19 protein-coding genes are annotated in these 20,941 nt (G+C 62.4%); 11 read left to right on the top strand and 8 right to left on the bottom strand.

Features of this window, described 5'->3' with window-relative positions:
- Positions 1–23 precede the first annotated feature (23 nt).
- From ispD to LBW87_RS17435, 3 genes are all read left to right on the top strand, one after another.
- Positions 24–770: a 2-C-methyl-D-erythritol 4-phosphate cytidylyltransferase gene (gene ispD / locus LBW87_RS17445; RefSeq protein ID WP_225202738.1), complete on the top strand. Its 747-nt coding sequence runs from the start codon at positions 24–26 to the stop codon at positions 768–770.
- On the top strand, positions 770–1,270 hold the full coding sequence (gene ispF / locus LBW87_RS17440) for a 2-C-methyl-D-erythritol 2,4-cyclodiphosphate synthase (RefSeq protein ID WP_225202737.1): 501 nt from the start codon (positions 770–772) through the stop codon (positions 1,268–1,270). The genes ispD and ispF overlap by 1 nt, the downstream gene beginning before the upstream one ends.
- 309 nt (positions 1,271–1,579) lie before the next feature.
- Complete coding sequence (locus LBW87_RS17435; RefSeq protein ID WP_008115716.1) at positions 1,580–1,783, top strand: cold-shock protein; 204 nt, start codon at positions 1,580–1,582, stop codon at positions 1,781–1,783.
- A 143-nt stretch (positions 1,784–1,926) separates the two neighbouring features.
- Here LBW87_RS17435 and aceB read toward each other — a convergent pair whose 3' ends face one another.
- Positions 1,927–3,513, bottom strand: coding sequence for a malate synthase A (gene aceB, locus LBW87_RS17430; protein WP_225202736.1), 1,587 nt, complete (start codon positions 3,511–3,513; stop codon positions 1,927–1,929).
- A gap of 196 nt (positions 3,514–3,709) precedes the next feature.
- Here aceB and LBW87_RS17425 point away from each other — a divergent pair, with 196 nt between their 5' ends.
- From LBW87_RS17425 to LBW87_RS17410, 4 genes are all read left to right on the top strand, one after another.
- Entirely contained in the window at positions 3,710–4,627 is a 918-nt protein-coding gene (locus tag LBW87_RS17425; RefSeq protein WP_225202735.1) for a LysR family transcriptional regulator, read from the top strand.
- A gap of 71 nt (positions 4,628–4,698) precedes the next feature.
- Positions 4,699–5,478 carry a MipA/OmpV family protein gene (locus tag LBW87_RS17420; protein ID WP_225202734.1) on the top strand — a complete coding sequence of 260 codons (780 nt, stop codon included), beginning with the start codon at positions 4,699–4,701 and terminating at the stop codon, positions 5,476–5,478.
- Positions 5,479–5,488: 10 nt separating this feature from the next.
- On the top strand, positions 5,489–6,175 hold the full coding sequence (locus LBW87_RS17415; protein WP_225202899.1) for a response regulator transcription factor: 687 nt from the start codon (positions 5,489–5,491) through the stop codon (positions 6,173–6,175).
- Positions 6,172–7,605, top strand: a complete 1,434-nt coding sequence (locus LBW87_RS17410) for a sensor histidine kinase (RefSeq protein ID WP_225202733.1) — start codon at positions 6,172–6,174, stop codon at positions 7,603–7,605. The genes LBW87_RS17415 and LBW87_RS17410 overlap by 4 nt, the downstream gene beginning before the upstream one ends.
- A 5-nt stretch (positions 7,606–7,610) precedes the next feature.
- Here LBW87_RS17410 and LBW87_RS17405 read toward each other — a convergent pair whose 3' ends face one another.
- Complete coding sequence (locus LBW87_RS17405) at positions 7,611–9,233, bottom strand: methyl-accepting chemotaxis protein (RefSeq protein ID WP_225202732.1); 1,623 nt, start codon at positions 9,231–9,233, stop codon at positions 7,611–7,613.
- Positions 9,234–9,610: 377 nt separating this feature from the next.
- Here LBW87_RS17405 and LBW87_RS17400 point away from each other — a divergent pair, with 377 nt between their 5' ends.
- Complete coding sequence (locus LBW87_RS17400) at positions 9,611–10,837, top strand: ABC transporter substrate-binding protein (protein ID WP_225202731.1); 1,227 nt, start codon at positions 9,611–9,613, stop codon at positions 10,835–10,837.
- A gap of 705 nt (positions 10,838–11,542) precedes the next feature.
- The gene (locus LBW87_RS17395) at positions 11,543–12,763 is read left to right on the top strand and encodes an MFS transporter (protein WP_225202730.1); all 1,221 of its coding nucleotides are present in this window, start codon (positions 11,543–11,545) and stop codon (positions 12,761–12,763) included.
- Positions 12,764–12,767: 4 nt separating this feature from the next.
- Here the strand turns inward: LBW87_RS17395 and LBW87_RS17390 are convergent, their stop codons facing one another.
- A complete protein-coding gene (locus tag LBW87_RS17390) occupies positions 12,768–13,571 on the bottom strand; it encodes an alpha/beta fold hydrolase (protein ID WP_225202729.1) in 804 nt (267 codons plus the stop codon).
- 236 nt (positions 13,572–13,807) lie between these two features.
- Between LBW87_RS17390 and LBW87_RS17385 the strand changes: the two genes are divergently transcribed.
- Entirely contained in the window at positions 13,808–14,524 is a 717-nt protein-coding gene (locus LBW87_RS17385; protein ID WP_225202728.1) for a DUF2076 family protein, read from the top strand.
- Between the two features lie 310 nt (positions 14,525–14,834).
- Here LBW87_RS17385 and LBW87_RS17380 read toward each other — a convergent pair whose 3' ends face one another.
- The 5 genes from LBW87_RS17380 to LBW87_RS17360 all read right to left on the bottom strand — a co-directional run bounded on the left by LBW87_RS17380 (position 14,835) and on the right by LBW87_RS17360 (position 20,292).
- A complete protein-coding gene (locus LBW87_RS17380) occupies positions 14,835–15,557 on the bottom strand; it encodes an ABC transporter ATP-binding protein (RefSeq protein WP_225202727.1) in 723 nt (240 codons plus the stop codon).
- A 2-nt stretch (positions 15,558–15,559) separates the two neighbouring features.
- Complete coding sequence (locus LBW87_RS17375) at positions 15,560–17,527, bottom strand: ABC transporter permease subunit (RefSeq protein WP_225202726.1); 1,968 nt, start codon at positions 17,525–17,527, stop codon at positions 15,560–15,562.
- A 4-nt stretch (positions 17,528–17,531) separates the two neighbouring features.
- Positions 17,532–18,422 (bottom strand): branched-chain amino acid ABC transporter permease, encoded by an 891-nt coding sequence (locus LBW87_RS17370; protein ID WP_225202725.1) that lies wholly within the window; start codon positions 18,420–18,422, stop codon positions 17,532–17,534.
- A 164-nt stretch (positions 18,423–18,586) separates the two neighbouring features.
- Positions 18,587–19,738 (bottom strand): ABC transporter substrate-binding protein, encoded by a 1,152-nt coding sequence (locus tag LBW87_RS17365; RefSeq protein WP_225202724.1) that lies wholly within the window; start codon positions 19,736–19,738, stop codon positions 18,587–18,589.
- A gap of 125 nt (positions 19,739–19,863) precedes the next feature.
- Positions 19,864–20,292 (bottom strand): acyl-CoA thioesterase, encoded by a 429-nt coding sequence (locus tag LBW87_RS17360; RefSeq protein ID WP_225202723.1) that lies wholly within the window; start codon positions 20,290–20,292, stop codon positions 19,864–19,866.
- 273 nt (positions 20,293–20,565) lie between these two features.
- On the opposite strand from LBW87_RS17360, the gene LBW87_RS17355 reads away from it, so the two are divergent.
- Positions 20,566–20,941 (top strand): NAD(P)/FAD-dependent oxidoreductase (locus LBW87_RS17355; protein WP_225202722.1); only part of this gene is annotated, 376 nt, incomplete at its 3' end.

The raw sequence follows: 20,941 nt of genomic DNA, 5'->3' as shown, positions 1-20,941 counted from the left end.
TGGCGGCGCGCCAGATCTTCTCCATGAACCAAGCAGACTCCCCTTTCCCGGCGGCAGCGCCGCCACGCTACCTGGCACTGCTGCCGGCCGCCGGCGTCGGTGCGCGCATGGGTGGCGACACCCCCAAGCAATACATGACGCTGGCCGGCAAGCCGATGCTGCATCACGCGCTGGCCGCCTTCGCCGACCACCCGCGCATTGCCCACACCTTCGTGGTGGTGAGCGCGGCCGACGGCTGGATAGACACCCTGCTCGAGGACGCACTGCGGGACCGGGTGACGGTGCTGCGCGTGGGCGGCCCGACACGCCAGGAAAGCGTCCTGAACGGATTGCAGGCCATGCGCACCGAGGTCGCCGATGGTGACTGGGTGCTGGTGCACGACGCTGCCCGCCCCGGCCTGGATGCCGCACTGATCGACCGATTGCTGGCCACGCTGGGCGATGATCCGGTGGGCGGCCTGCTGGCCTTACCGGTAGTCGACACCCTCAAGCGAGTAAGCGCCGACGACGCGACACGCGCGCAGCAGACCGTGCCGCGCGCCGGCCTATGGGCGGCCCAGACGCCGCAGATGTTTCGCTATGCGCTGCTGCAGCAGGCGCTGCAGCGCGCCTGCGATCAAGGACAACTGGACGCCATCACCGACGACGCCAGCGCCATCGAACTGCTCGGCCTGCAGCCGCGACTGGTCGAAGGCAGCCCCCGCAATCTGAAGGTCACGCTGGCGGCAGACGCCGCGCTGGCCGAGTTCTTCCTGAAAGGCCCCCACTGATGACTTCTTCCTCTTTTCCGTTTCGCATCGGCCAGGGCTACGACTGCCACGCGCTGGTGCCCGAACGCCTGCTGATACTGGGGGGCGTGACCATCCCGCACCATCTGGGCCTGAAGGGTCACTCCGACGCCGACGCGCTGCTGCACGCCATCACCGATGCGCTGCTGGGCGCGGCCGCGCTGGGCGACATCGGCCGCCATTTCCCTGACACCGACGTTCAATTCAAGGGCGCCGACTCGCGCGTGCTGCTGCGCGAAGCGATGCGCCGGGTGGCGCAAGCCGGCTATACGGTGGGCAACGTGGATGCGACCATCATCGCGCAGGCGCCCAAGATGGCGCCGCACATCCCCACCATGGTCAAGCATGTGGCCGAAGACCTCGGGATTGCCGAACAGCAAGTCAACATCAAGGCCAAGACCAATGAGCGCCTGGGATGGCTGGGTCGGGAAGAAGGCATTGCCGCCGAAGCGGTGGTGCTGATTCATCAAAAAGGCGACTGAACAATGGCTTGTAGGACATTTCTGTAGGACACTGACCGACAAGCGCAAAGCCGCACCAGACAAGGGATTGCGTGAAAAAATGTGCACCATTTTTCGGCAAGAATCGAAAACTAAAGTGCATCGCGAAACGATTGAATAATTAAATGAAAGTTTGCTTCTGAAAATAGCTTGCATTCTCAATTTAATGAGTATAATCAGGCCGTCGTTAGGTTTCGAGTTGGTAGTGCGGTCATCTCGCTGTCATTCCTCCCGAGTAACGATAAAGAGCCGGGCATAGAAGCCCCAATCAATTAAATTTTGGAGTCTGTAATGGCACAAGGTACCGTCAAGTGGTTCAACGATGCAAAAGGTTTTGGTTTTATCACTCCTGATGAAGGCGGCGAAGATCTGTTCGCTCACTTCTCGGCAATTCAGTCGAACGGTTTCAAGTCGTTGAAAGAAAACCAACGCGTGACTTTCGAAGTGACTACTGGCCCTAAGGGCAAGCAAGCTTCGAACATCCAAGCTGCGTAAGTCTTCCGACTTAAAAAGAATCCCCGGCCAAGGTCGGGGATTTTTTTCGTCTGTACGACCGGCGCCAGGTCCGGGACGACAATAAAAAAACCCCGCTCTTTCTGCAAGAGCGGGGTCCATGGTCCGGCAGTGCCGGCGCCGGATCAGATTTCTTCGTACAGCGGCAGCGTCAGGAACTCGGCAAACTGCTCCGAGGTGGACATCTCTTCGAAGATCTTCGCGGCGCGGTCATAGGTCGCGCCCGTGCCGGCCACTTCCTTCACCTTCGCCAATTCTTCCGGGATCATCGCACGCACCATGTCGGCGGTGACCTTGCGGCCATCTTCCAGGTTGCCCTTGGCGCTGCGGATCCACTGCCACACCTGGGCCCGGCTGATCTCGGCGGTGGCGGCATCTTCCATCAGGTTATGAATCGGCACGCAGCCATTGCCGGCCAGCCAGGCGCCCAGGTAGTGGATACCGACATTGATGTTGTAGCGCAGGCCGGCTTCGGTGATCGGCGTCTCGGGCTTGAAGTCGAGCAGGTCAGAGGCCTTGACGTCGACGTCCGGGCGCTGCTTCTCGAACTGGTTCGGCTTGTCGCCCAGCACCGCGACGAATTCCTTCATCGAAGCCTCGACCAGGCCCGGGTGGGCCACCCAGCCGCCGTCGTAACCGTCGGTGGCGTCGCGCTTCTTGTCGTTGATGATGCCTTGCATGGCGATCGCGTTCTTCTCGGGATCGTTCTTGATCGGGATCAGCGCGCTCATGCCGCCGATGGCCGGCGCGCCGCGCTTGTGGCAGGTCTTCAGCAACAGCAGCGCATAGGCGCGCATGAACGGCGCAGTCATGGTGACCTTGGCGCGATCGGCCAGGCAGAAGTCCTTGTCGTTCTTGAACTTCTTGATGCACGAAAAGATGTAGTCCCAACGACCGGCGTTGAGGCCAGCGCTGTGCTCGCGCAGTTCATACAGGATTTCTTCCATCTCGAACGCCGCAGTGATGGTCTCGATCAGCACGGTGGCCTTGATGGTGCCTTGCGGCAGGCCGACTTCGTCCTGCGCCAGCACGAAGATATCGTTCCACAGGCGCGCTTCGAGGTGCGACTCCATCTTGGGCAGGTAGAAGTAAGGACCAGCGCCGCGGGCCAGTTGCTCCTTGGCGTTATGGAACAGGAACAGCGCGAAATCGAAGATGCCCCCCGAGATGCGACGACCGTCGACGGTCACGTGCTTCTCGTCCAGGTGCCAGCCGCGTGGGCGCACCACCAGCGTGGCGATCTTGTCGTTGAGCTTGTAGCTCTTGCCGTTCGATTCGAGCGAGATGGTGCGACGGATGGCGTCGAACAGATTGATCTGGCCAGTGACCTGGTTATCCCAGACCGGCGAGTTGGAGTCCTCGAAGTCGGTCATGTAGCTGTCGGCGCCCGAGTTGAAGGCGTTGATGACCATCTTGCGCTCGACCGGGCCGGTGATTTCGACGCGACGGCATTCGAGCGCCTTCGGGATCGGTGCGATCTTCCAGTCGCCGGTGCGGATCGATTCGGTTTCCTTCAGGAAATCGGGACGCTCGCCGGCGTCGAGGCGCTTGACGCGCTCGGCACGCGCGGCCAGCAGCTCCTGGCGGCGCGCTTCAAAGGTGCGCGACAGCTTGGCGACCAGCGACAAGGCGTCGAAGGTCAGGATGTTTTCGTAACCCGGCTTGATCTCGCCAGAAATTTCCATGCCGGCCGGCAGCTTCAATTGCGTCATGCTGGACTCCTCAAAATAGAAAAAGAACACTTCGGAATTCTGCCTGAAGTCGCGCGCAGTCCGCCCTTCTTCCGACAATTTATGTACGCAGTATATTTAAACTAAATTGATATGAGTGACACGATTTATCAATTTATCTTTGCGTTTTAGTCACAAGTGTATCGATAATGGCCAATCGCGATATGACGGGCAGCCCATGGACCAGTTCAAACAGATTTCCACCTTCGTCGACGTGGTTGCACGCGGCAGTCTTTCGGCTGCGGCGCGGGCCGAGGGAATTGCCCCGGCCATGATCGGTCGCCGCCTCGATGCGCTTGAAGAACGGCTGGGGGTAAAGCTGCTGCAGCGCACGACGCGCAAGATCATGCTGACCAACGAAGGCACCGCTTTCCTGGAGGATTGCCAGCGCATCCTGGCCGACCTGGAAGACGCCGAATCGGCGGTCTCCGAGCGCAGCGCCCGCGCCAGCGGGCACCTGCTGATCTCGGCCCCGGCCGGCTTCGGACGCCAGCACGTGGCGCCCCTGCTGCCGTCGTTCCTGACCGAGCACCGCGACCTGACCTTGACCCTGAACCTCAATGACCGGATCGCCGACGTGATCGGTGAAGGAATCGATGTCGCCATCCGCATCGCGCCGCTGTCGGACTCCAACCTGGTCAGCGTCAAGCTGGCCGACAACCAGCGCGTCGTCGTCGCCGCACCCGCCTACCTGCGCCGCCATGGCACGCCGCAATCCCCCGATGAACTGGCCCGCCACAACTGCCTGGCGATGAGCAGCGAAGGCAGCCAGCGCGGCTGGACGCTGCGCCAGAACGGCAAAGAGGCGCTGTTCAAGGTGGGCGGCAACATGGTGTGCAACGACGGTGAAGTGCTGCACGACTGGGCACTCAATGGCCGCGGCCTGGCATGGCGTTCGATGTGGGAAGTCGGCGCCGCGCTCGAGGCCGGGCAACTGGTGACGGTGCTCGACAAGTTCGCCGCGCCGGCGCCGTCGATCTATGCGGTGTTCGCGCAGCGGCGTCACCTGCCCCTGCGCATCCGTGCCTTGGTCGACTTCCTGCGACATGCCTATGCCCAGGCCGATTACTGGAAAGCGAAAATTCCCCTGGCTTGAGGCGGCGTTGGTAAGGATCCGGTAAGTCGCCCTGCAGGATGATCCGCTGTCACCCAAACCATGGAGCTTTCATGCACCGCATCCCCGCCCGTCCCCTGTTCGCCCTGACCACCCTTGCCGCATTGCTGGCGTCGCCCGCCGCGCACGCCCAGCAAGCCGCATCCGCCGCCGATCCGCAAGCCACCACCTGGGCGCTGGGCGTGGCGGCCGGCGTCGAACGGAGCCCTTACCGGGGCTACGGCAACAAGACCCGCGCCCTGCCCTTGCTTATGTACAATGGCAGCCGCTTCCGGTTTGTCGGCACCACCGCCGACCTCAAGCTGGGTGCACTGGGCCCGGTATCGTTCGACCTGCGCGCCAAGTATGCGGACGACGGTTATAAAGCAGGCGATGCGCCCATCCTCAATGGCATGGAAGAACGCAAGGACGGCTTCTGGGCCGGGGCGCACGCGATGTGGCGCAATCCCTATGCCGACCTGTCGCTGGAATGGCTGACCGACGCCTCCGGCCACAGCAGCGGCCAGACCCTCAAGCTGCTGGCCGAGCATCGCTTCAAGACCGGTCGCCTGACCTTCGTGCCCTACCTCGGCGCCAACTGGATGAGCAGCAACTATGTCGATTACTATTTCGGAGTGCGCCAGAACGAAGCCACCGCCCAGCGCGCGGCCTATCGCGGCGGCTCGACCACCAACCTGGTGGGCGGTCTGCGCACCGATTTTTCGTTCACGCAGAGCCAGTCGCTGTTTCTCGACCTGCGGCTGACGCACTTCGGCAGCGGCATCACCGACAGCCCGCTGGTGGATCGCTCCAGCGCCGCTGCCGTGCGTGCTGGTTATCTCTACCGTTTCTGAGCATGACATGATGAACCGCATCGCCTTGCTGGAAGACCATGAGCGCATGGCCGCGCTGGTGGTCAAGGCGCTGGCCGCCGCCGGGATCGAAACCGACGTCTATGCCACGCTGTCGCAAGCCGATGCGGGCCTGACGCAGATCGACTATGCAGCGCTGGTGGTCGACCGCAACCTGCCCGACGGCGACGGCCTCGACCTGGTGCGACGCCTGCGCGCACGTCAGGTCGATACGCCCTGCCTGATGCTGACCGCACGCGATGCCTTGCACGATCGCGTCAGCGGCCTCGAAGCCGGCGCCGACGATTACCTGGCCAAACCCTTTCCGATGGAAGAGCTGGTGGCCCGCGTGCGCGCCCTGATGCGTCGCCCGCCGCGCCAGCAAAGCCTGCAGCCGCGCTATGACGACATCCTGATCGACCCGCTGGAAGCACGCATGGTCTGCGCCGACGAATTGATTTCGCTGTCGCCCTCCGAATTGCAGCTGGTCATGTTGCTGGTGCGCGCCGCCGGCAGCACGGTGCGCCGCACGGCACTGGAAGCGGCCGCCTGGGGCATCGCCGAACCGGTCACGCCCAATGCGCTGGACGTGGCACTGCACCGCCTGCGACGCAAGTTGACTGCGATCGGTTCACAGGTGCAGATCATCAATCAACGCGGCCTGGGCTATGCCCTCAGGCGCCCTGAAGAGCCGACATGAGCGTATCCCATCTCCCTCCGCAATCGGTCCCGGCAGGCGCACATCGCACGCAGCGCTCAGCCTGCGTCAACCGCCCCTACAACCTGTCCTGGCGGCTGCTGGGCGTGACCGCTTTATTGCTCACGCTGGCCACCTCGGTGGTGGTGGGCGGTATCGCCGCGCTGCAGCGCTGGCAGCCCGAAATGATCGTCGACTACAAACTCGAAAAAAGTGCCGAGCGCGTCACGAGCGGCCTGTTGTACGACGCCACCGGCCGGCCCTACAAACTTGATGTCAACCAGCGGGTCGAAGCCTGCTATCAGGTGCTGACCCAGGATTGCGTATACCGGGTGCTTGACATGCAGGGCCGCGTGCTGCTGGCCTCGGACGGCAGCGACACCGCCTTCACCGCCGCCGGCGCCGGCTTCGACCCGGCCGCCACGCGACTGAGCCTGCTTGAAAACAACATGCGCGCCGAAGTGCTGACGCGGCGCATCGAGCACGATGGCCGCCCGATGTTCCTGCAGGTCATGCGCAGCGACCGCCTGCACCGGATCACGCTCGACGATGGCACCGAGCGGATGCGGCACTTGACCCTCATCACGGTGGTGGCGTGCATGCTGCTGTTTTCGGTGGTGGTGGTGGCGACCCTGCACTACCTGCTCAAGCCTTTGCGCCGGGCCGCCGTGGCCATGGCCAGCATCGAGCCGGACAATCTTTCGGCGCGCTTGTCGGTCAGCAATGTGCCACGCGAGCTGACGCCCTTGTTCGATGGATTCAACCTGGCGCTGGATCGGGTGGAACAGGGTTATCGCCAGCAACGTGAATTCCTGGCCGACGTGGCGCACGAACTGAAGACGCCGCTGGCCCTAATGCGTGGCCAGGTAGAACTGGGGGACCTGGGCGACCGCAGCATGCTGCTCAAGGACATCGACCAGATGGCCCGCCACGTCCATCAACTACTGCACCTGGCCGAAGCCAGCGAACAACACAACTACCTGATCGAAGCGCTGGATCCGGCCGACGTGCTGACGCAGGTGGGCGAGCAATTGGCGCGCCTGGCGCGCTCGCGGGAAGTACGCGTCGCCTTCATCGCCAGCGATGAAGAGCAGCGCGACCTGATCAATGCCGATGCCGGCGCGCTCTCGGTGCTGGTCAAGAACCTGCTGGAAAACGCCATCCATCACAGCCCGCCGGGCAGCACGGTGAGTGTCCATGCCGACCGCTTCAGCCTGAGCGTGAGGGACCAGGGCCCGGGCATCGAACACGACGCCATGCCGCACCTGTTCAAGCGCTTCTGGCGCGGCCCGCACCGGCGCGACGAAGGCGCCGGACTGGGCTTGTCGATCTGCGCCGAAATCGCCCGCACGCACGGCTGGACGCTGCATGTCACCAATACCCATCCGGGCGCGCAGTTCGACGTCCGGTTCGCCCGGTCCGGGCCTGGCTGAAACGCTTAGCGCGCGCCCGGCAAGCTGACCCGCGGCGTGATGTCGACCGCGGCCCGCACTGGCGCCACCGGTGGGACCGCATCGTCGTAGGTAAATACACTCACCAGTCGGGCCAGGCCATCGGCCTGGTTCTGCATCGAGGCCGCCGCCGCCGCAGCCTGCTCGACCAGTGCCGCGTTCTGCTGGGTCACCTGGTCCATCTGCGTGATGGCGTGGTTGATCTGCTCGATGCCGCTGGTCTGCTCGGCGCTGGCGGCGCTGATCTCGGCCACGATGTCTGTGACGCGGCGCACGCTGGTCACCACTTCGTGCATGGTGTTGCCGGCCTGCTCCACCAGGCGGCTACCGTCGTCCACCTTGGACACCGAATCATTGATGAGCTGCTTGATTTCCTTGGCGGCCGAGGCCGAGCGCTGCGCCAGCGAACGCACTTCAGAGGCCACCACCGCAAAACCCCGCCCCTGCTCGCCGGCACGGGCGGCTTCGACGGCGGCATTGAGCGCCAGGATATTGGTCTGGAACGCGATGCCATCGATCACGCTGATGATGTCGACGATCTTCTTGGACGAGTCATTGATGGAGCCCATGGTCTGCACCACCTGGCTCACCACGCCACCGCCCTGCTCGGCCACTTCCGAGGCCGAAACGGCCAGCTGGCTGGCCTGGCGGGCATTATCGGCATTCTGGCGCACGGTTGAAATCAGCTCTTCCATGGCCGAGGCGGTCTCTTCCAGCGAACTGGCCTGCTGCTCGGTGCGCGACGACAGGTCGAGGTTGCCGGCGGCAATCTCGGCCGAGGCGGTGGTGATGGTGTCGGTACCGCTGCGCACATTGCTGACAATGCCGCGCAGGTTGCTGTTCATGGTGTTGAGCGAATGCAGCAACTGGCCGGTCTCGTCACGCGAACGCACCGCCACCTCGCCTGACAGGTCGCCCTGGGCGACGCGCTGCGAAATGCCGACGGCCGCATCCAGCGGGCGCGTGATACCGAGCGTCAGGAAACGCGCGCTCACCACGCCCAGCAGCAGGATCAAGCCTTCCAGCACCATGATCAACAACCGGCTGTTGGCCGCGATGGCATCGATTTCCTTGGCGGTGGCGTCGATCTCGGCGCGCTGCAATTCGACCAGCGCCCGCATCGCATCCTGATAGGCGGTAGCGGCCGGGACAAACACTTTCTCCAAGACGCGATCGGCCTCTTCGGCATTGCCGCCGGCCTTGGCCTTGTTGATCTCGTCGCGCGACGACAGGTAGACCTTGCGCAGTTCGCCGATCTTGGCAAACAAGGCCAGCTCTTCGGGCGAGCTCATCAGCGCTTCGACCTTCTTCTGGTATTCGCCCGAGCTCTTGGACGAGGCTGCCGCTTCAGCGGCGAAATACGGGCCCAGTGCCGGATCGGTGCTCTTGGCGATGGCGATGGTGCGGCGGATGCCGGTGGCCAGGTTGGCGTACCAGTCGGCCAGCAGACGTTCGGTCATCAACGGTGCGCTCATCATCTCGCGGGTTGCCGTCGAGACATTTTCAAGACGCCAGACGCCGATGCCGGCGACGACCACCGAAAAAGCGAGGATGACAGCAAAGCCCAGCGTCAGGCGCTTGCCGATTTTCATGTTGCCGATGAAGTTCATTTGATATGGTCCCAGATCCTGGCGTCTCCCCGACGCCAATTTTTTTGATTGCTTTTTGATTATTGGCGCATGCGTGACATGCTGCTCACACTATCGCATGCCGCCCGCCGCCGGCTAAACAGGGAACAGATGGCGATTGCCCCCCTACTTTGCAAAAGACCGCGCAGCGCACCTGGCCGGCCATTGAAGCGGCGCGACCGGCTCCCGCGCTCCGGGAAAGATATTAAGTTAATCAGTTCAGCGCGACCGTGCCGATATCGCCCCGATCGCTGGCAAGACCGGCTTGCTTGAGTTCGCGCTCCATTGACGCCACAATGAAGATCAGCATTACCCCCGAGCCGTCCCAAGGCGGCCGATAAAAACCAAGGAGACAAGACATGCAGCAATCCCCCTCACGCCGGCCACGGCGCCTGCTGGCCTGCACCCTGGGCGTGGCCCTGGCCTGTTCCAGCGGGCTCGGTCACGCCCAGGTATCGAACGACGCGGTACGCATCGGATTCATTACCGACATGTCCGGCCCATACGCCGACACCGACGGCACCGGCGGCCTGGAAGCGATCCGCATGGCGGTGGCCGACTTCGGCGGCAAGGTGCTGGGCAAGCCGATCGAGATCATGTCGGCCGACCACCAGAACAAGGCCGACATCGCCGCCACCCGCGCCCGGGAATGGAGTGACGAGCGAGGCCTGGACATGCTGATCGGCGGCGTCAACTCGGCCACGGCCTTGTCGATGAACAAGGTGATGGCCGAGAAGAAGCGGGTCTACATCAACATCGGCGCCGGCACTGCACGCCTGACCAACGAAGAGTGCACGCCCTACACCGTGCATTACGAATACGACACGGTAGCGCTGGCGCGCGGCACCGGCACCGCCGTCATCAAGCAGGGCGGCAAGTCGTGGTATTTCCTGGTGGCGGACTACGCGTTCGGTCACTCGCTGGCCAACGACACCAGCGCGGTGGTCAAGGCCAATGGCGGCACCGTGGTCGGCTCGGTCAAGCATCCACCGTTTGCCTCGGACTTGTCGTCGTTCATGTTGCAGGCGCAGGCATCCAAGGCGCAGATCCTGGGACTGGCCAACGCCGGCGAAGACACGGTCAATTCGATCAAGGCCGCCAAGGAATTCGGCATCACCAAGTCGATGAAACTGGTGGGCCTGCTGATGGTGATCAACGACATCCATGCACTGGGCCTGGCCAATGCCGAGGGCCTGATGATGACCGACAGCTGGTACTGGGACAAGGATGAAGCCTCGCGCAAGTTTGCCGAGCGCTTCTATCAGAAGATGAAGAAGATGCCGAGCACCCACCAGGCCGCCGCCTGGTCGGCCACCACCACCTATCTCAAGGCGGTGGCTGCCGCCGGCACCGACGATTCGACCAAGGTGATGGCCGAACTGAAGAAGACCAGGATCGACGATTTCTATAACAAGGGCTACATCCGTGCCGATGGCCGCAACATCCATGACATGTATCTGTACCAGGTGAAATCGCCGGCCGAATCGAAGAAACCATGGGATTACCTGAAGCTGCTGGAGACGATTCCGGGCGAACAGGCGTTCACGTCGGTGGCGGAATCCAAGTGCAGCCTGCTCAAGCAGTAAGGGGGCTCGATTTAGTCGGTCTTTCCTGCGCCGGGACGACAGTGATGGAGTTATCACTAACTCAACGTTCCTGCGTAGGCAGGAACCCAGCGTCGTTCAACGGTCGCGGATGCACAACCCAAGTCACTGGGTCCCGGCCTTCGCCGGGACGACGGAGATGACTTTATAACCAACCCGTCGTTCCTGCGGAGGCAGGAACCCAGCGTCGTTCAGCGGTCGTGGATGCGTAACCCAAGTCACTGGGTCCCGGCCTTCGCCGGGACGACGGAGATGGAGTTATCACTAACCCGTCGTTCCTGCGAAGGCAGGAACCCAGCGTCGTTCAACGGTCGCGGATGCACAACCCAAGTCACTGGGTCCCGGCCTGCGCCGGGACGACGGTGGTGGAGTTATCACTAACCCGTCGTTCCTGCGAAGGCAGGAATCCAGCGTCGTTCAGCGGTCGTGGATGCGCAACCCAAGTCACTGGGTCCCGGCCTGCGCCGGGACGACGGAGATGGAGTTGCTCTTTTGCGTTTGTATCGTTGACGACACGTCAGCTTGCCGTCAGCAGATAGCACTTGCATCCGACCGCACTTGCCCCTACGCTTGCTCGCCTCACCGTGCGGGCAGGCCCACAATATTCATCCCTCCAGAACGTCTGCCTTGCCATCCCGCGCCGTCCATGAAAAGCATCATGGCGCCCGTTTGAACAAGAAAGACAACATGAGCTCCACCACATTCACGCCGTACCAGAAGACCGTCGTCGGCTTGCTGGCCTTCCTGCAGTTCGCCGTCATTCTCGACTTCATGATCATGTCGCCGCTGGGTGCGATGATCATGCCCGAGATGAACATCTCGCCCCAGCAGTTCGGCCTGGTGGTGTCGGCCTATGCCTTCAGCGCCGGCCTGTCGGGACTGCTGACGGCAGGCTTCGCCGACCGCTTCGATCGCAAGCGACTGCTGCTGTTCTTTTATACCGGCTTCGTCATCGGCACCTTGTGGTGCGGGCTGGCGCAAAGCTTCGAAAGCCTCCTGATCGCCCGCATCGTCACCGGCCTGTTCGGTGGCGTGATCGGCTCCATCGTGCTGGCAATCGCCACCGACCTGTTTGCGCTGCAACTGCGCGGACGCGTCATGGGCGTGATCCAGACCGCGTTTGCCGCCAGCCAGGTGCTGGGCATCCCGATCGGGCTGTACCTGTCCAACCGCTGGAGCTGGCACATGCCCTTCATCGCCATGGCCGCACTGGGCCTGGCCGGTGGACTGGTGGTGGCGTGGAAGATGCAACCCGTCAATGAACACCTGAAGCTGAAGCAGGAGCACAGCGCCTTTCTCCATCTATGGCATACCGTGACCGAGCCGCGCTACCTGCTGGCCTTCGCCACCACCGCGCTGCTGATGACGGGCGGCTTCATGCTGATGCCATTCAGCAGCGCCTACCTGGTGGGCAACCTGGGCATCGACCTGCATCACCTGCCGACCGTCTACATGATCACCGGCGTGTGCACGATTGCCTTCGGCCCCCTGATCGGTCGCGCCGCCGACAAGCTGGGCAAGTTCCGGGTGTTCCTGTTCGGCACCGCGCTGTCGATCATGATGGTGTTGATCTACACCCATCTGGGCCGAATCACGATCCCGGTGATCGTGGTGGTCAATGCGGTGCTGTTCCTGGGCATCTTCTCGCGCATGATCCCCTACCAGGCACTGGTGTCGTCCCTGCCGGCGCAGCACCAGCGCGGCTCCTTCAATGCCATCAGCGCCTCGATCCAGCAACTGTCGGGGGGCGTGGCATCGATCATCGCCGGTCACATCGTGACCATGACCCCAGACGGACACCTGCAGCATTTCGATACGGTGGGCTATGTGATCGTGGGGACGTCGCTGGTGGCGGCCACGCTGGTGTGGCGCCTGAACCGGTTTATCCAGGGACGTGCGGCGACTTGATCCGTTAGTCTTTTTTCGTCAGGTTCAGCAGGAATGCGGCGACCGCCTGCAACACGATGTCCGACTGCTCGCGATGCGGCACATGCCCGCACTGCGGGATCATCCGCCATTCACCCGGCGCGCCCAACGCAGCAATACGCTGCGGGTGCAGGGACGAACCGAATTCATCGTGCTCGCCATGCAACGCCAGCAGCGGACAGTGCAACTTCTCGTGAAGCGACCAACTGGCATAGGTCGGCGCCAGCCAGGTGTTGATCCAGGCGTCCAACACCCAGCGCGCGCGCGTGGTGTCGCCATGATATTTCGCCAGCCTGGAGATTTGCTGCGGATCGGCGAAACTGCGTTGCGCCTGGCGGATTCCCTCCAGCGTGCGGTCTTCGACAAAGGCCTGGGCCGATTCGGTCACTACCGCCATCACCCGCCCGGGACATTGCGCGGCCGCCGACACCGCCATGCCGCCGCCGACACTGTGACCGAACAGGATCGCCTGGTCGACACCGAAGTGATCCAGCACCGGCCATAACGATGCCCTCGCCTCGTCGGCAATGAAGCCCGGTCCCAGCTTGCCGGCATGGCTGTCGGAGCGGCCGAACCCGAGCCGGTCGTAGGCCAGCACGGCGCGCCCGGAACATGCCGCCAGTTGCGCCGGGAAGTCGCGCCACAGCTCGATCGAACCCAGCGAATCGTGCAGCAGGACGATGGGCGCGTGCTGCGGTGCGGCCTCCCGGTTCCAGATGCAGGCATGCAAGCGGCCCCCGTCTGTCACGATGGTTTGCTGTTGCGAGGTGACTGACTTGGCGTGGTCCATGTCGGGGCAGTTCGGTGAAGGTAATGGGAATAACAATATTGTCGTCGGCCAGCCGTTTTCCTGCTGTCATCGCGGCGACAGAGCAAAGAAGAGTACACCTTGTTACAAGCTGTTTCGAGCTTTGCAATTAACTTCACAAATGACGCGCGACGCTGCGCGCATAATCAGACCGAAGTCACAGTTTTTGCAGTTTGTTATATTCATCGACGTAACAGCACAGGCAGGAGCCCGGCATCATGAGTCCTCAAGAAACCCAAACACTGCAAGATTTTCTCAATCAACTGACGCAAGTACGCGGCATCGGCAAAGACCCGCAAGCCGCTGCGATGATCGCCGCCGCCGTGGCGCAGCAACCCGACGCAGCCTATCTGCTGGTACAGCGGGCGCTGCTGATGGAACAGGCGCTCACTACCTCCAAGGCCCAGGTCGCATCGCTGCAAAACCAGTTGCAGGCGGCACAATCAGGCGCCGGTGCCACGCCTGGCTTCCTCGACAGCAATGCCTGGGGTAACGCGGCGGGCAACTCCGCACGCCCTGGCTCATCGGCCCCGGCGTATATGCCGGCATATTCGGCAGCGCCGCCCCCGGCAGCACAGGCGCCTGCAGCAGCGCCCTCCACCGGTTTCTTCGGCGGCGGCCTGGGCAGCACCCTGGGTACCGTGGCGGCGACGGCAGCCGGCGTGGCCGGTGGCGCTTTCCTGTTCCAGGGCATCGAGCACCTGATGAATGGCAGCGGCGGCGGCGCATCGGGGCACCAGAATGCCTTGAGCAGTACACCGGTCGAGAACACCACCGTCAATAACTACTATGGCAGCGATGCCGGCAAGGATTCTGGCCGCGCCCGCGACGACAGCGGCAATGACGCAGCGTCCGGCAATGACTTCGACGACCTCCGCAACATCGACCTGGCCGATGCCGGTGACAGCGGCGACTACGATGATTCGATCGTCTGAGCGTCACGCGCGCCCCAAAAGAAAAGGCGCCCGGTGGGCGCCTTAATCAGTCTTCAAGAGGTATGTCTCCCCCTTAATATACCCGACACGCTGTCCGCTTTCGCGACGTGCGAGCCGTTGTATCCGGTGCTCCAGCAAATGTGGCCGGCTGGAAAGTTTCTTGATTTTCCTTTACATATTCCCATTGCGCAAGTCCCCATGCCCGGGATTGACCGATCAACAACGCTTGTGCGGATGGTCGATATCAAAAAAATAACGCCACCCTGCGACCGGCAGGATGGCGTCAGGTGATGCGCGAGCGGTGATCGACTTAGTGTCCGCCGCCCAGGTAGGCCGCCTTCACCGCCGGGTCGCCCTTCAGTTTTTCGGCCGCGCCGTGCACCGAGATGCGGCCGTTCTCCAGTACATAACCATAGTCGGCCACGTTCAATGCGGCGGCGGCGAACTGCTCGACCAGCAACATCGTCACGCCTTCGTCCTTCAGGCGCGAGATGATGCGAAACACCTCTTCCACCAGGATCGGCGCCAGTCCCATCGAGGGTTCATCCAGCAGAATCACCTCGGGGTTGAGCATCACCGCGCGCGCCATGGCCAGCATCTGCTGTTCGCCGCCCGAGAGCGTGCCGGCCAGCTGGGTCTGACGTTCCTTCAAGCGTGGAAACAGTTCCAGCGCCCGTTCCAGGTCGTGCGCGATATCGCCCTTGGGCCGGGCCCGGGTAAAGCGCGGAAAGGCGCCCAGCAACAGGTTGTCGCTCACGCTCATGGTGGCAAACACACGCCGGCCTTCGGGCGAATGCGCCAGGCCGCAACGGGCGATCTTGTGCGAGTCGAGGCCGGTGATGTTCTTGCCGCCCAGCGTGACTTCGCCGCCCTTCGGCTTGATCATGCCGGAGATGGCGCGCATGGTGGTGGTCTTGCCGGCGCCGTTGGAGCCGATCAGGGTCACTACCTTGCCCTTGGGCACTTCCATCGAAATGCCATGCAGCACTTCGACCTTGCCGTAGGACGCGTGCAGGTTGGAAATGGTCAGCATGTTCAGGCTCCCGCAGGTGTCGGTTTTTGGTCGTGATCATCGCCGGCGCTGCCGCCGAGATAGGCTTCGATCACCTTGGGGTCAGCTTGCACCTGGGCTGGTTTGCCTTCGGCGATCTTCTGGCCGAAGTCGAGCACCGTCACCGTGTCGCAGATCGACATCACCACGTCCATGTGGTGCTCGATGAGGATGATGGTGATGCCGGCCTCGCGGATCTTGCGAATGATCGCGATCAGGTCCTTGATGTCGGGCGCGGTCAGGCCGGCGGCCGGTTCGTCCAGCAGCAGCAGGCTCGGGTTCAGGCCCAGGGCGCGACCGATCTCGAGCAGGCGCTGCTTGCCGTACGGCAGGTTGCGTGCTTCTTCGTTGGCCAGGTTGGCCAGGCCGACGAACTCCAGAATGGCGGCGGCGCGCTCGCGTGCCTGGCGCTCTTCGCGTACATAACGCGGCGTGTTGACCATCACATCCACCACATTGCTGGCGAAGGTGTGATGCAAGCCCACCAGTACGTTCTCGGTGGCGGTCATCTCGCCGAACAGCTGCACGTTCTGGAAGGTCCGCGCGACGCCACCCAGGGCGATCGCCGAAGGCGTGTTGCCCGAGATCTGGCGACCATCGTATTCGACGCCGCCATCGGTGGGACGGTAGATGCCGGTGAGCACGTTCATCATGGTGCTCTTGCCCGATCCGTTGGGACCGATCAAGCCATGTACGGTGCCCTTGCGCACATCGAGATCGACCTTGTTGAGCGCCTTGAGGCCACCGAACTGCATCAGGATCTGGTTGACCTTGAGCAGCGTGGCGCCGGCGTCCTTGACCGAGTCGGTGGTAATGACGGCCACCTGCCTGTCACCGCTGATCTGCTGCGCCACCGGCGGCACGGTAGTGAGCGTGCGACCGAACAGGCCACGGCAGAAACCGACGATGCCATCCTGCAGGTAATACACCACGAACAGTGTCATCAGGCCGAAGACGGTGAGACGCCATTCGGTAATGTTTTCCAGCTTGAACGAGAAGGCCGCCATCAACACCACCGCCACCACCGGCACCGCCACGGCGCGCACGGTCTTGGTCTTCCTGACCAGCGACACCACCGCACCGGCCACCACCACCAGCGCCAGCACGCTGGCGATCTTGCGGAACAGTTCGATGTCCGACAGCAGGCTGGGCAGCATCACCACGATCAATGCGCCGATGAGTGAGCCGATGCGCGACTTGCGCCCGCCCATGATCACCGCCAGCAGGAACAGGATCGTCAGTTCGAAGTTATAGGTGTTAGGCGAGATGTACTCTTCCGAATAGGCATACAGCCCACCCGACAAGCCCGCCAGTGCAGCGCTGATGATGAAGGCGTAGACCTTGTAGCGATACACCGACACGCCCATGCAGTCCGACGCGATCGGGCTGTCGCGCAGCGCCTGGAAGGCGCGCCCGAGGTTGGACTTGAGGATGCGGTGCACCACGCCCATGGCCAGCACCGTGAGGATCGCCACCAGGTAGAAGAACTCGACCTCGCTCATCTTCGCCGCGCCCACCATCGGCTTGGCGACCTTGATGCCGAGCGGGCCTTCTGTGAGGAAGGTCATCTCGTTGATCAGGATCTGGATGATGGTGCCGAAGGCCAGCGTGACCATCGCCAGATAAGGACCGGTCACGCGCAACGCCGGCAACGCCAGGATCGCGCCGAACACGGCCGTGACCGCAATGGCGGCCGGCAGCGTGACGTAGATCGGCATGCCCAGCTTGAAGAACAGCACGCCAACGGCATACGAGCCGATGCCGAACAGGCCGGCATGGCCCAGCGAGACCTGGCCGGTGTAGCCGACCACGATATCCAGCCCGAACAGCAGGATGGCATAGATGAGGATGGTTTCGATCAGGTGCAGGTAATACGGGTTGTGCACCACCAGGGGGATACCGGCCAGAACGATCAGGCCCAGCACCGACAGCAGCAGGATTTTCTTGTTCATCGCATCAGACCTTCTTGATCGCAGTTTTGCCGAACAGGCCTGCAGGTTTGACCGCCAGCACCAGCAGCAGAAGCAACAGCCCAGGTACTTCCTTGTAGCCGGTCGAGATATAGAAGCCGGTCACGGTTTCGGCCACGCCCAGGATCAGGCCGCCGACGATGGCGCCCATGCCCGAGGTCAGGCCGCCGATGATGGCCACGGCAAACGCCTTCAGGCCGAGCGCGGCGCCCATGGTGGCGCCGGTCAGCGTCAGCGGCGCCACCAGCACGCCGGCGAAGGCGGCGGTGGCCGACGACAAGGCGTACGAGAAGGTGATCACCATGCTGGTGTTGATGCCCATCAGGCCGGCCGCGTCGCGGTCGTTGGAGGTCGCCACCACCGCCTTGCCATAGATCGACTTGCGGTTGAACAGCTCGACGGCAGCCATGATCAGCAAGGCGCCGATCACCACCAGCACCTGCATCGGCTGCACGTTGGCGCCGAACACCTGGAACGGCGTGCCCGAGATCGGTGACGGGAAAGGCAGGTCGTCCTTGCCCCAGATGTTCTCGGCGACATTCTTGAAGATGATCGCCAGCGCGATGGTCGACATGATCCAGCCGAACTCGGACTTGATCTTGATCGCCGGACGCACGCCGATCCATTCGACGAACATGCCTTGCAGGCCGCCGAAGACCAGCACGATGGGAATCATCAGCCAATAGTTGAGGTAAGGCCCGCCGTGGATGTTGCCCACGACCGAGAGGCCGACCAGGGCGCCCAGCATGAGCGCTTCGCCCTGGCCGAAATTGAGGGTGCCGGAGGTGGCAAAAGTTAGCTGGTAACCGAATGCGATGACCGCATAGATCATGCCCAGTGCGATGCCGGAAAAGACCAGCTGTAACAGGATATCCATTGTATTTCCCAAGAAGCGGCTGCCGCCGGGTGGCGGAGTTGACCAGCAGCCCTGCGACCGGCAGCACATTCGACGTGCTGTTGACCGGATGGCAACTAGTCGTGCGAAAAAGGCCAGTCCCCGGATCGCAAGGACTGGCCTTTCATTGCTATGCCTGAACGTCTTTACTTGCCGAGGACGACGCGGCCGTTGCGCACCTCGCCGATGACCACAGTGCCCGGCTTGATGGCTTCGTGATCTTCCTTGGTGAATGGCTTGTCATAGGTGGTGACCACGCCTTCGACCTTGGTGTTGAGGCTTTCCAGGGCAGCGCGGACCTTCTCGCCGTCGGTGCTGTTGGCTTGCTTGATGGCAGCGGCCAGCAACAGGATCGAGTCGTAGCCTTGGGCGGCCGACACGGCCGATGGCATGCGGTCAACCTTGTAGGCTTTTTGATAGGCCTCGATGAAGGCCTTGCGCTTTGGCGTATTGCCGTCCTGGATGAAGGTCTGCGGCATGCGGGCGCCGTTGCCGTTCTTGCCGGAGTTGTCGATGAAGTTGCCCATCGACAGCGGCCAGGAACCGATGATAGGCACGTGCCAGTTCAGCTTTTCCATGCCGTTGGCGATCTGCGCCAGTTCCGGGCCGATGCCATAGGTCAGCACTGCCTGCGCGCCGCCCTGCTTGGACTTGAGCAACTGGGCCGTCATGTCGACGTCCTTGATGTTGTACTTCTCGACGGCCACCGGGGTGATTTTCTTGGAGGCCAGCACCTTCTCGAGGTCTTCACGACCGAGCTGGCCGTAGTTGGTCGAGTCAGCCAGGATCGCGACCTTGGTGAATTTCTGCTTGTCGATCGCTTCGTCGGCGATCATCTTGGCCTGGATCTGATCCGAGGCCGAGGTGCGGAAGACGTAGTTATCCTTGTCCTTCTCGAACTGCTTCGTGATCACGCTGCCGGTGGCGACGTTATTGAGCACGGGAATCTTGGCTTCCTGGTAGAAGCGCTGCGAGGCCAGCGCCACGCCGGTGTTGATGAAGCCTACCGTGGCGACGACTTTTTCCTTGTTGATCAGTTCCTGGGCGATCTGCACGCCGCGTTCGTTCTTGGCTTCGTCGTCGCGTTCGATCAGTTGCACCTGGCGACCCAGCAGGCCACCTTGCGCATTGATCTCGGCCACGGCCAGCTTGACGCCGTCGCGCATCGAAGCGCCCATCGGGGCAGAACCGCCGGTGTAGGGGCCGGTCACGCCGATCTTGATCGGATCGGCAGCTTGGACCGATACTGCCAGGCTCATCAATGCGGCAGCTACCAAGGCTTGTGTCTTGTATGTCATGTCTTCCTCCAGGGTTCTAATTGTTGGCTAGCACTAAAGCGGGCTAAGCACTTGTCGCTCCCTCTGCTCTATGGCAGTTAGCGGGAGTGTCGGGCCGATTCTGTCGCAGTTTCCTTTCGTCAAACTTACAAGCCCGTCAGGATCTGCCGCAGCGAGTCAGGCAGCGCCATCGATTTTTCCTTGACGAAATCGACCCAGACGATCTTGGCACCGCCATCAGCATAGATGATGTCGGGCCGGTCGGCGTCGCGGATAAGGTAGGTAGTTTCCACACTGGAGCGGCCCAACTTGCCGGCGAACATCTCGACGGCCACGGTGGCCGGATATTTCAGCTGGCGCCGGAAGTTGCAGTGCGCGCTGACGATGACCGGCCCGCTCTCGCCGCCCCCGGTCGGCCCCACTGCCGTATCGAGCCATTCGACCCGGCATTGCTCGGTAAAACGGAAGTAGACGGTGTTATTGACATGCCCCAGCGCATCCATGTCGCCCCAGCGAACGGGGATGCGGGCAGTGTGCAGCAGGTGAAATGCGGTGTCGGCGTCTTGAATGCTCATTGCGGTCCTTGTGGTGCGGTAAATGATTTAGAACTCAGTTCACTAACAGGCCTACGTTGCGGCAAATCGAGCTCGGCGAATCGAGATCAACACCATCGGTGGCCATCAATCCAATAAAATACGCGTCATTGCCTGAAAACACAGCGGAGCCTGCAAAACTTTCATTTATCGGAGGCGATAAATAAATGCGCAGGCTCTGGCGTCATTGCGAAAAATACTGAACAATAGCACGGTCGTTCGCAAATACGCTTTCATAAAGATAACGGGACACCCATGACTTCTGCTCAAGAACTGCTGCAACAATACGGCCCGCGTGAGGCCATGGAATACGACGTGGTGATCGTCGGCGGCGGCCCGGCCGGCTTGTCGGCGGCGATCCGCCTCAAGCAACTGGCGGCGCAATCCGGCAAGGAAGTCGGCGTCTGCGTGCTCGAAAAAGGCAGCGAGGTTGGCGCCCATATCCTGTCGGGCGCGGTGATGGACCCGCGCGCACTGAGCGAACTGATCCCCGACTGGAAGGAGCAAGGCGCGCCCCTGAACGTGCCGGTCACCGAAGACCGCTTCCTTTTCCTGTCTGCCAGCAAAGCCTACCGGACCCCGTCCTGGCTGTTGCCAGCCTGCTTCCAGAACCACGGCAACTATGTCATCT

This window comes from Herbaspirillum sp. alder98, assembly GCF_020179755.1.
Classification (GTDB): domain Bacteria; phylum Pseudomonadota; class Gammaproteobacteria; order Burkholderiales; family Burkholderiaceae_D; genus Herbaspirillum.
This window is presented reverse-complemented; position numbering and strand designations above follow the sequence as displayed.